The organism is Cryobacterium sp. MDB1-18-1 (genome assembly GCF_004402735.1).
Taxonomy (GTDB): domain Bacteria; phylum Actinomycetota; class Actinomycetes; order Actinomycetales; family Microbacteriaceae; genus Cryobacterium; species Cryobacterium glucosi.
In genome coordinates, this window is the sequence record NZ_SOFR01000011.1 from 47,102 (window position 1) to 58,179 (window position 11,078).

Genomic DNA, 11,078 nt, shown 5'->3' on the forward strand with positions numbered 1-11,078 from the left:
GCATCCGCACGACCCGCATGACCGCACGACGCGCACGACCGCACGAGCACGACCTCGCACCTGCACGAACCTGAATCGCCAACGGAGATCCGCATGAGCCAGCACACCGAAACGACCGAGCCGACCGAGCCGACCGCCGAGCAGGCGGTGCAGGCCGAGCAGGCCGAGCAGGTCAGGGTCGAGCAGGAGAACAGCGAGCAGAAGCTCGTGCGCCTCGCCAAGCGCGACCGCCTCATCCAGGCGGCAACCACGCCCGGCGGTGGGGCATACCCGGTCGGCGTTCCCGTCACCGACACGATCCCCGCCGTTCGTGCCCGCTTCGGCGACCTCGAAGCGGATGCCGTCACGGGCGTCACCGTCGGCGTCGCCGGCCGCGTGGTGTTCCTCCGCAACACCGGCAAGCTGTGCTTCGCGAGTCTCCAGGCCGGCGACGGCAGCCGGATCCAGGCCATGGTCTCCCTCGCCGCCGTCGGCGTCGACTCCCTCGCCGCCTGGAAGGACCTCGTCGACCTCGGCGACCACCTCTTCGTCGCCGGAGAGGTCATCTCCTCCCGCCGTGGCGAGCTCTCCATCATGGTCACCGAATGGCAGGTCGCCGCGAAGGCCTTGCTGCCGCTGCCGAACCTGCACTCCGAGCTGAGCGAGGAGACCCGGGTGCGGAGCCGCTACCTCGACCTGATCAGTCGCGAGCAGGCCCGCCGCAGCGTCATCCAGCGCTCGCAGACCGTCGCGAGCCTGCGGAAGACCTTCACGGACCGGAACTTCCTGGAGATCGAGACGCCGATGCTCCAGGTGATGCACGGCGGAGCATCCGCTCGCCCGTTCTCGACCCACAGCAACGCCTTCGACACCGAACTCTTCCTGCGCATCGCGCCGGAGCTGTTCCTCAAGCGCGCGGTCGTCGGCGGCATCGACCGGGTCTACGAGATCAACCGCAACTTCCGCAACGAGGGTGCAGACTCGACGCACTCTCCCGAATTCGCGATGCTCGAGGCCTACGAGGCATACGGAGACTACAACTCGATCGCCGACCTCACCCAGACGCTGATCCAGAACGCGGCGACGGCGGTCTCGGGCTCGCACGTCGTGACCTGGGCGGACGGCACCGAGTTCGACCTCGGCGGCGACTGGGACCGGATCGGCATGTACGACAGCCTGTCCGCCGCGGTCGGCCGCACGATCTCCCCGGAGACCCCCCTCGCCGAGCTGCAGGAGCTCGCGGCCAGGGAGGACGTCGCGGTCGAGCACCCCATCCACGGCAAGTACGTCGAGGAACTCTGGGAGCACTTCGTCAAGGGCGGCCTCACCCGGCCCACCTTCGTGATGGACTTCCCCGTCGACACGAGCCCGCTCGTGCGCGGGCACCGTTCGGTGGCCGGCGTCGTCGAGAAGTGGGACCTCTACGTGCGCGGCTTCGAACTCGCGACCGGGTACTCCGAGCTCGTCGACCCGGTCATCCAGCGGGAGCGTTTCGTCGAGCAGGCCCGCCTCGCGGCCGGCGGCGACCCGGAGGCGATGCGCCTCGACGAAGAGTTCCTGCGCGCCCTCGAGTACGGCATGCCGCCGACCGGTGGCATGGGCATGGGCATCGACCGGCTGCTGATGGCCCTCTCCGGCCTCGGCATCCGCGAGACCATCCTCTTCCCGTTGGTAAAGTGAAGGCCATGAACACCCAGCCGCAGGACGACACCACCCCGGACGAGCCTTCCCAGGCAGCGGATGCCATCGACAAGGCTCCGACGGACTCGGCCTCCGAGCCCAAAGCGCCCAAGGAGCGCCAGCCGATCACGACCAACCGCATCGTGCTGTGGGTGATCGTCGCCGCGATCGGGATCTACTTTGTCGGCACCGGCCTCTACGGCATCCTCGTCAAGTAGTCTGAGGGAACTATGGACTTTTTCTGGGGTGCGTTCTTCTCGATCCTGCCGACGGTCGCGCTCGGATTGATCTTCTGGGTCATCATGCGCTCGATCCTCAGGGCCGACCGCACCGAGCGGAAGGTGTATTCGGAGATCGAGGCCGAAGAGCGCGCGAAGCTCGGGCTCGAAAAGCCCGTCACCTAACCTCGCATGTTCGGCATCGACATCTCGACCTTCATCCTCATTGTGGCCTTGGTCGTCGATTTCACCATCCGCGTCGTCGCCATCATCGTCGTACCCCGCAACCGTCGCCCGACGTCGGGTATGGCCTGGTTGCTCGCGATCTTCTTCATTCCCTACATCGGTGCCCTCCTCTTCCTGATGATCGGCTACCGCACCCTGCCGAAGAAGCGGCTGGAGATGCAGGAGGAGATCAACCAGTTCATCCTCGAGAGCACCGACGGGATCGAGCAGGTGCGTCGCGACCACCCGTGGCCCGGCTGGCTCGAATCCGTGGTCGAGCTCAACCGCAACCTCGGGGCGATGCCGCTCGTCGGCGGCAACACCGCGCGCCTGCTCGGCGACTACGAGGCGACCTTCGCCGAGATGATCGTCGACATCGACAAGGCCGAGAGATGGGTGCACGTCGAGTTCTACATCCTCTCCCTCGACAAGACCACCGCACCGTTCTTCGACGCGATGGAGCGCGCGGTGCAGCGCGGCGTGACCGTGCGGGTGCTGATGGACCACATCCAGTCGATGCGTAAGCCCGGCTACCGCAAGACCCTCCGCCGGCTCACCGAATCCGGGGTCAAGTGGGAGCTCATGCTCCCGTTGCAGCCGTTCAAGGGCAAGTGGCAACGGCCGGACCTCCGCAACCATCGCAAGCTCGTGACCGTCGACGGCGTCGTCGGCTACATGGGCTCGCAGAACATCATCGACCGCACCTACAACATGAAGTCGAACATCCGGCGCGGGCTCAAGTGGAAAGACCTGATGACCCGGCTCGAGGGCCCGATCGTCGCCGGGCTCAACGCGATCTTCATCACCGACTGGTACGGCGAGACGAACGAGCTCCTCACCCGCGACATCCAGGCGGTGCAGCCCACGACGGCGCCGCACACCCTGGACTGCCAGGTCGTGCCGAGCGGGCCGGGGTTCGAGGGCGAGAACAACCTGCGGCTCTTCCTCGCGCTGCTCTACTACGCGCAGGAACGCATCGTGATCACGAGCCCGTACTTCGTGCCCGACGAGTCGATCATGTACGCGATCACGACCGCGACCCAGCGCGGGCTGCACGTCGAGCTCTTCGTCTCCGAGATCGGCGACCAGGCCCTCGTCTACCACGCCCAGCGGTCGTACTACGAGGAACTGCTCCGGGCCGGTGTGATCATCTACATGTATAAGGCCCCGTACGTGCTGCACGCCAAGCACTTCACGATCGACGACGAGGTCGCGGTGATCGGGTCGAGCAATATGGACATGCGCTCGTTCAGCCTCAACTTCGAGGTGTCCCTGATGGTGCGCGGCCGCAGCTTCGTGCGCGACCTGCGCGCGGTCGAGGACGGCTACCGGGCCGACAGCAAGTTGCTCACCCTCGATGACTGGATGAAGCAGCCGCTGCGCTCCACCATCCTCGACAACCTCGCCCGCCTCACCTCCGCCGTCCAGTAGCCCCCGCCCCCGCTTTCGCGAGCTGAGTTGCTGGGCGCGGCTCAGGCGCGGGGCTTGAGGCGCACCGTCGGGAGCTCGGGGGCGGGGAGTGCGGGCCCCGGGTAGCCGGCGACCGTGCCGAAACGACCGACGGCATCCGCCCCCTCGATGACCTCGGACTGCCACTCGGCCCGCCACCCGGCGATCTCCTCGTGGCTGCGGCCGATGAAGTTCCACCACATCACGAGCTGCTCCTGGAACGGTTCGCCGCCGAGCAACAGCACCCTGGCCGGGTGCCTGGCGTGATTCTCCAGGCGGATGCCGCCGCGCCCTGCCCCGAGGTGGCCCAGCTCGCTGCGCGCGAGCGTGACGCCCTCGAGGAGCACCGGGCCGCGATCGACGAGCACCCCGTGTTCGAACGCGGGGTCGAGGTTCAGGTCGAGCGTCGCGCCGGAGGGGAGGTCGACCTGGGCGCCGAGCACCGGGCTGTAGACCCGGGCCGCCGAGACGACGGGGCCGAGCGTGCCGATGAACACCCGCGCGGTCGCCCCGCCGCCGAGGGGCGTCTGCGGAACCTCGTGGTGTTCGAAGTGCGGCGCCTGGTGCCGGTGCTCCTCGGGCAGTGCGAGCCAGAGCTGAACGCCGTGCAGTACGCGGGTCTCCGGCGTCGACACCTCGGAGTGGCTGATGCCGCGCCCTGCGGTCATCAGGTTGAGCTCGCCGGGGAGCACCGGCGCGTGGCTGCCGGCGCTGTCGCGGTGCTCGATCTCCCCTTCGAAGAGCCAGCTGACGGTCTGCAGACCGGTGTGCGGATGCGGCGGCACGACCATGCCGCGACGGGCGCCGTCCGCGCCGTCTCCCGATGCCTCCTCGCGAGCGCCGGTGCCGGTTGTGGTCGCCTGTGCAGTTTCGAGGGCGATCGGGGGTGCGATCTCGTCTGGCCCGTAGTGGTCGATGAAACACCAGGCCCCGATCGTGGACCGACCGCGTTGGGGCAGGGTGCGGCGCACGTTCATGGCGCGGGGGCCGCCGAGCGGCACGTCCCGCGGGAGCAGCAGGAGCACCGGGCCGCCGGCATCCGCCGTGTGGCCGGGGGCGGTTCGCGCACCAGCGGGGCCAGTGCTCGCATCCACCGAACCGGAGGGAGCCGTGGTCGCCACGGGTCCCTCGGCGCCGGCGATCACGAGCTCGGAGGGGTCACGTTCGAGGTTGCTCACGCTCGCAGCCTAGGCGCAACTGCGGCGCCGGCGCACGAAGCACTGGCGCCACACCCCCCCGAACGGTCACGATGGACCTGTCGAGTCATCGTCGCGTCCGTAAACGCCTCTCTCCAGGAGCCGCAATGTCTGATCAGACCCCAGCCGCGCCCGCCCACGCTTCGCCCGCCCCCGCTCCCGCGACGGCCCCTCCGGCAGCGCCCGGCACGGGGGAGACGCCTGCCGCCGTCGAGGACCTGCTCCCCGGGCTCGGCGCGCTCTACGAGGACCTGCACCGGAACCCCGAGCTCTCCTTCGCCGAGCACCGCACCGCTGCCCTGCTCGCCGGGCGGTTACGCTCCCTCGGCTACGCGGTGACCGAAGGCGTCGGCCGTACCGGCGTTGTCGGTATCCTGCGCAACGGCGCCGGGCCGACCGTGCTGCTGCGCGCCGACATCGACGCCCTGCCCGTCGCTGAGGCCACCGGGCTGCGCTATGCGAGCACGATCACCCAGGTCGGCGTCGACGGCGTGGAGTCGCCGGTCATGCACGCCTGCGGCCACGACATGCACGCCACCTGGCTGATCGGCGCCGCCGCCATCCTCGCCGGGCAGCGCGCCGACTGGTCCGGCACCCTTCAGCTCGTGTTCCAGCCCGCCGAGGAGCTCGGCGCCGGCGCCGCCGCGATGATCGACGACGGCTTCTTCGACCGCTTCGGAACGCCCGACATCACCCTCGGCCAGCACGTCACCCCGTGGCCGGCCGGCGAGCTGCTCTACCGTGCCGGGAGCGTCATGACCGCGGCCGATTCGATCCGCATCGTGCTGCACGGCACGGGGTCACACGGATCCACCCCCGAGCAGTCCGTCGATCCCGTCGTGCTCGCGGCATCCGTCGTCTTGCGCCTGCAGACGATCGTGTCGCGCGAGATCGCCGCCGCCGACTTCGGCGTGCTCACGATCGGCACCCTGCACGCCGGCACCAAGCAGAACATCATCCCCGACTCTGCCGAGCTCGGCATCAGCATGCGCACCTACGAACCGCTCGTGCGTGAGCGGATGCTCGCCGCCATCACCCGGATCGTCACCGGCGAGTGCGAGGCGGCCGGTTCGCCGCGCCCGCCGGAGATCGAGGTCACCTTCTCGGTGCCGGCCCTGGTCAACGAGCCGGCCGTGACGGCCGAGTTCGCTGCACTGTTCACCGAACGCTTCGGCGCCGGCCGGGTGGGCGTCGGCCCGCAGGCGGCGCCGAGCGAGGACTTCGGCCTCTGGGGCACCCGCGCAGGCTGCCCGTCCTTCTTCTGGTTCACCGGTGGCGGCGACCCCGCCGCGTTCCGTGCCGCGATCGCCGCCGGCCGCATGCAGGACGTGCACTTCAACCACTCGCCGTTCTACGCTCCGGTACAGGACCCCACGATCCAGACCGGCGTCGAGGCCATGGTGGCCGCGGCCCGCCATGCCCTCGCCCGCTGACCGTCAGGGTCGGTCGGGAGGGTCAGCGGGCGCGGTCCTGCCGGGGCACGACGACGGTCTTGATGATCAGCAGGATCGAGGCCGTGACCGGGATCGCGATGAGCGCCCCGAGCATCCCGAGCAGTGCCCCGCCGGCGATCGCCCCGATCACCACGAGTGAGCCGGGCACGGCGATCGCCTTGTTCATCACCCGCGGGGTGAGCACGTAGGCCTCGATCTGCAGGTACACGAGGTAGTAGAGGCCGATCCAGAGTGCCGTCGCGGGGGAGGCGAGCAGGGCGACCGCGACCACGATCGCCGCGGCGAACACCGAGCCGATCAGCGGCACGAGCGCGAGCGCGAAGACCACGACCGCGAGCACCCCCGCGAACGGCACGCCGATGATCAGCATCGCCACGAGGCCGAGGCCCGAGTTCAGGCACGAGAGCAGCAGCATCCCGTTCACATAGCCGCCGATCGAGCCGGTGATCTGCTCGGAGATGTCGATGAAGCCCGGCCGGCGCGGGCGTGGCACGAGCGCGTACAACGCCTTCTTCATCGGGTCGAGCGACGCGAGGAAGTACAGGCTCAGGATGAGCACGATCATCCCGCCGGTGATCCCGTTGATGAGGCCGACGCCGACCTTGACCAGGCCGGAGCCCACGAACAACCAGCTCGCCGGGTCGGTCGCGAGGGCGATGAGTCCCTCGAAGAGAGCGGGCAGGTCGATGATCCCGAGCTGGTCCGACAACAGGATGAACCAGTCCTGGTGCTCCAGGCCGACCAGGTAGCCGGGCGCCAGTTGGGCGAAGGTCACGACCTGCCGCACGACCACGGGAACGACGAGCAGTACGAGCAGCACGGCGATGACGGTGAGGGTCACGAACACGAGCCCGATGGCGAGCGGGCGGCGCAGGCCCCTGCCGACGAGCAGCCGCACCACGGGATCGAGGCCGAGGGCGATGAACAGGGCGGCGCCGATCGAGATCAGGATCGTCGAGAGCGACGCAAGCGCGACCCCGAGCACCACGGCAGAGAGCACCCCGAGCGCCCCGACGAATCCGGCGATGAAGGGCGATCGCAGCGTCGTGGCGACCGCGAGCGGCTCGTCCTGCCGAGCGGATGCCGCCACGCGGCCCCAGCGCACCCCCGGCGTCACGCGCGGCCGGGACGCCCGGCTCCGGGCATCCGCCTCATGCGGCCGGTTCTTCGTGAGACCGTTTTTCGCCCGGGCCGTGACCTGCGGATTGTCCACGCCGTCCATGCTGCTGCCTCTCGCCGCCGTCGACCCGGTGCGGCTGCCGCACGGACCCGATGATGAGGGTATTACCCACTCAAGCGACGCCGCAAGGATTGCCGGCCGCAGACATCCGTCACGCCTGCGGCGAACAGAGGCGCGCTTTGGTTGCTTCCCTCGTTACTCTCGATGTATCGGCGCCACACCTGCCCCTGGTGCCAAGGGAGTGATCACATGTTTGAGAGATTTACCGACCGAGCTCGTCGTGTCGTCGTTTTGGCCCAGGAAGAGGCCAAGATGCTCAACCACAACTACATCGGCACCGAGCACATCCTGCTCGGGCTGATCCACGAGGGTGAAGGCGTCGCCGCCAAGGCCCTCGAGAGCCTGGGCATTTCGCTCGACGCCGTGCGCGAGCAGGTCCAGGACATCATCGGCCAGGGCCAGCAGCAGCCGACCGGGCACATCCCGTTCACGCCGCGCGCCAAGAAGGTGCTCGAGCTGAGCCTCCGTGAGGCCCTGCAGCTCGGCCACAACTACATCGGCACCGAGCACATCCTGCTCGGCCTCATCCGCGAGGGTGAAGGCGTCGCCGCCCAGGTGCTCGTCAAGCTCGGCGCTGACCTCAACCGGGTGCGCCAGCAGGTCATCCAGCTCCTGTCCGGCTACCAGGGCAAGGAGCAGGTCCAGGTCGGTGCCAACGAGACGGCGAGCGGACCGGCGGGCAGCCAGATTCTCGACCAGTTCGGCCGTAACCTCACCCAGGCCGCGCGCGAGAACAAGCTCGACCCCGTGATCGGTCGTGAGAAAGAGATCGAACGGGTCATGCAGATCCTGTCCCGGCGATCGAAGAACAACCCGGTCCTGATCGGGGAGCCCGGCGTCGGCAAGACCGCTGTCGTCGAGGGCCTCGCCCAGGCCATCGTCAAGGGTGATGTGCCCGAGACGCTCAAGGACAAGCAGCTCTACTCGCTCGACCTCGGCTCGCTCATCGCCGGAAGCCGCTACCGCGGTGACTTCGAGGAGCGCCTGAAGAAGGTCACCAAGGAGATCCGCACCCGCGGCGACATCATCATCTTCATCGACGAGATCCACACCCTCGTCGGTGCCGGTGCCGCTGAGGGCGCCATCGACGCGGCGTCGATCCTCAAGCCGCTTCTCGCCCGCGGTGAGCTGCAGACGATCGGTGCGACGACGATCGACGAGTACCGCAAGCACTTCGAGAAGGATGCCGCGCTCGAGCGCCGCTTCCAGCCGATCCAGGTCGCGGAGCCGTCCCTTCCTCACACCATCAACATCCTCAAGGGACTGCGCGACCGGTACGAGGCGCACCACAAGGTGTCCATCACCGACGGCGCCCTCGTGGCCGCGGCGAACCTCGCCGACCGCTACGTGTCCGACCGGTTCCTCCCGGACAAGGCCATCGACCTGATCGACGAGGCCGGCGCGCGCCTCCGCCTCTCGATCCTGTCGAGCCCGCCCGAGCTGCGCGAATTCGACGAGAAGATCGCCGTCGTCCGCGCCGCGAAGGAGACCGCGATCGAGGACCAGGACTTCGAGAAGGCCGCCGGCCTGCGCGACGAGGAGAAGAACCTCCTCGGCGAGCGACTGCGCCTCGAGAAGAAGTGGAAGTCCGGCGACGTCAAGACGACCGCCGTCGTCGACGAGGGCCTGATCGCCGAGGTGCTCGCCCAGGCGACCGGCATCCCGGTGTTCAAGCTCACCGAGGAGGAGTCGTCACGGCTCGTCTTCATGGAGAAGGCCCTGCACCAGCGTGTCATCGGCCAGGAAGAGGCCATCTCGGCGCTCGCCAAGACCATTCGACGCACCCGTGCCGGACTCAAGGACCCGAAGCGCCCGAGCGGTTCGTTCATCTTCGCCGGCCCCACCGGCGTCGGCAAGACCGAGCTCGCCAAGGCGCTCGCCGAGTTCCTCTTCGATGACGAGGCCGCCATGATCTCGCTCGACATGAGCGAGTACGGCGAGAAGCACACCGTGTCGCGCCTGTTCGGTGCGCCTCCCGGGTTCGTCGGCTTCGAAGAGGGCGGCCAGCTCACCGAGAAGGTGCGCCGCAAGCCGTTCTCCGTTGTGCTGTTCGACGAGATCGAGAAGGCCCACCCGGACATCTTCAACTCCCTCCTCCAGATCCTGGAAGAGGGCCGGTTGACGGATGGCCAGGGTCGCGTGATCGACTTCAAGAACACCGTGATCATCATGACCACGAACCTCGGCACCAAGGACATCAGCAGCTCGCCCGTCGGCTTCCAGCTCTCGGGCGACACGACGACCGGCTACGAGCGGATGAGCGGCAAGGTGAAGGAGGAGCTCAAGAAGCACTTCAAGCCCGAGTTCCTCAACCGCGTCGACGAGGTCATCGTCTTCCCGCAGCTGACCAAGCCGGAACTGCTCCAGATCGTGGACCTGTTCATCAAGCGCCTCAGCGACCGCCTGCTCGACCGCGACATGACCGTCGAACTGACGATCCCCGCGAAGGAGCACCTGATCGAGGTCGGCTTCGACCCCGCTCTCGGCGCCCGGCCGCTGCGCCGTGCGATCCAGCGCGAGGTGGAGGACCGTCTCTCCGAGAAGATCCTGCAGGGCGAGCTCAACGCGGGTGACCACGTGCACGTCGACTTCCTCGCCGGCGAGTACGTGTTCACCACGACGGCGCGTGCCACGCCCGTGTCCATCGGCGTGAACGCCTCGGCCGCGCTCGGCACCGGGTCGGGCACGCCCGACCTCGCGGTCGCAACGGACTAAGCACCCGACGCACGACAACCTGGAGGGGCCAGGCGGCTACATCCGCCTGGCCCCTCCTGCGTGCCCTTGCTCAATAGACTGGGTGTGACGCACACGAGCACGGGCGAGAGGGCTGGCATGCAGGAGCAGGAGTATTCGGTACGCCGGGCGCGCACGAGCGACGTCCCGCGCATCCAGACCCTGGTGGCGCCGCTCGTCCAGGAGCGCATCCTGCTCGGCAAGGAAAGCGTCGTCTTCTACGAGGCCGTCCAGGAGTTCCGCGTCGTCGAAGACACCGCAGGCGAACTCATCGGCGTCGGTGCCCTGCATGTGATGTGGGAGGACCTCGGCGAGGTGCGCACCCTCGCTGTGACTGCCGACTGGCTCGGCCGCGGTGTCGGCCACGCCCTGCTCGCCCGCCTCGAAGCGGATGCCCGCGAGCTCGGCCTCTCCCGACTGTTCTGCCTCACGTTCGAGGTGCCCTTCTTCACCCGGCACGGATTCACCGACATGGGCTCGGAGACCGTCGACCCGCTTGTCTACGCCGAACTCGTCCGCTCCCACGATGAGGGCGTCGCCGAATTCCTCGACCTGGCCAGGGTGAAGCCCAACACGCTCGGCAACACCAGAATGGTGAAGCGGCTCGGCTGAGGCCGGGAATCCGCGCCGACACGCAGCGCCTTCCCGGGGCGGCGGCGCAAAGCTCGTTAGCCTTGGGGCATGTCGACGATCAAACATCCGGTCGGCCCCCAGTCAAGCAAGGTCTACTGGCGCCGCCGCCTCATCGTGGGTCTTGGCCTGCTCTTCGTGATAGTCATCATCGTGCTGATCGTGGTGCGCCCGGGATCCGGCGGTGGCCAGCCGGCCCCGACCCCCACGCCGACCCCGACCGCCGGCGCTGACGCCGCCGCTCCCGCCGCCGCTCCCGCCGCCGCTCCCGCCG

The 11,078-nt window shown here is 68.5% G+C and carries 9 protein-coding genes and 1 pseudogene; 8 read left to right on the forward strand and 2 right to left on the reverse strand.

Going from position 1 to position 11,078, the window contains the following annotated elements; translation table 11 throughout:
• The first annotated feature begins 93 nt into the window (after window positions 1-93).
• The 4 genes from lysS to cls are packed head-to-tail and all read left to right on the forward strand — an operon-like array spanning window position 94 to window position 3,533.
• Window positions 94-1,659, forward strand: a complete 1,566-nt coding sequence (gene lysS, locus E3O50_RS02470; protein ID WP_134446298.1) for a lysine--tRNA ligase — start codon at window positions 94-96, stop codon at window positions 1,657-1,659.
• A gap of 5 nt (window positions 1,660-1,664) precedes the next feature.
• Window positions 1,665-1,877: a hypothetical protein gene (locus E3O50_RS02475; protein ID WP_134446299.1), complete on the forward strand. Its 213-nt coding sequence runs from the start codon at window positions 1,665-1,667 to the stop codon at window positions 1,875-1,877.
• A 12-nt stretch (window positions 1,878-1,889) separates the two neighbouring features.
• A complete protein-coding gene (locus tag E3O50_RS19010) occupies window positions 1,890-2,063 on the forward strand; it encodes a hypothetical protein (protein WP_166787248.1) in 174 nt (57 codons plus the stop codon).
• A gap of 6 nt (window positions 2,064-2,069) precedes the next feature.
• Window positions 2,070-3,533 carry a cardiolipin synthase gene (gene cls / locus E3O50_RS02480; protein WP_134446300.1) on the forward strand — a complete coding sequence of 488 codons (1,464 nt, stop codon included), beginning with the start codon at window positions 2,070-2,072 and terminating at the stop codon, window positions 3,531-3,533.
• 41 nt (window positions 3,534-3,574) lie between these two features.
• Here cls and E3O50_RS02485 read toward each other — a convergent pair whose 3' ends face one another.
• Window positions 3,575-4,729, reverse strand: a complete 1,155-nt coding sequence (locus E3O50_RS02485) for a pirin family protein (RefSeq protein WP_347233269.1) — start codon at window positions 4,727-4,729, stop codon at window positions 3,575-3,577.
• Window positions 4,730-4,854: 125 nt separating this feature from the next.
• Here E3O50_RS02485 and E3O50_RS02490 point away from each other — a divergent pair, with 125 nt between their 5' ends.
• Entirely contained in the window at window positions 4,855-6,180 is a 1,326-nt protein-coding gene (locus E3O50_RS02490; RefSeq protein WP_134560060.1) for an amidohydrolase, read from the forward strand.
• A 22-nt stretch (window positions 6,181-6,202) separates the two neighbouring features.
• Here E3O50_RS02490 and E3O50_RS02495 read toward each other — a convergent pair whose 3' ends face one another.
• Window positions 6,203-7,423 (reverse strand): AI-2E family transporter, encoded by a 1,221-nt coding sequence (locus E3O50_RS02495; protein ID WP_134446302.1) that lies wholly within the window; start codon window positions 7,421-7,423, stop codon window positions 6,203-6,205.
• A gap of 207 nt (window positions 7,424-7,630) precedes the next feature.
• Between E3O50_RS02495 and E3O50_RS02500 the strand changes: the two genes are divergently transcribed.
• The 3 genes and pseudogenes from E3O50_RS02500 to E3O50_RS02510 form a co-directional block, all read left to right on the forward strand.
• Window positions 7,631-10,156, forward strand: a complete 2,526-nt coding sequence (locus E3O50_RS02500) for an ATP-dependent Clp protease ATP-binding subunit (RefSeq protein ID WP_134446303.1) — start codon at window positions 7,631-7,633, stop codon at window positions 10,154-10,156.
• 117 nt (window positions 10,157-10,273) lie between these two features.
• The gene (locus E3O50_RS02505; RefSeq protein WP_134446389.1) at window positions 10,274-10,786 is read left to right on the forward strand and encodes an amino-acid N-acetyltransferase; all 513 of its coding nucleotides are present in this window, start codon (window positions 10,274-10,276) and stop codon (window positions 10,784-10,786) included.
• A 69-nt stretch (window positions 10,787-10,855) separates the two neighbouring features.
• A pseudogene (locus E3O50_RS02510) lies at window positions 10,856-11,078 on the forward strand (hypothetical protein); the annotation flags it as partial.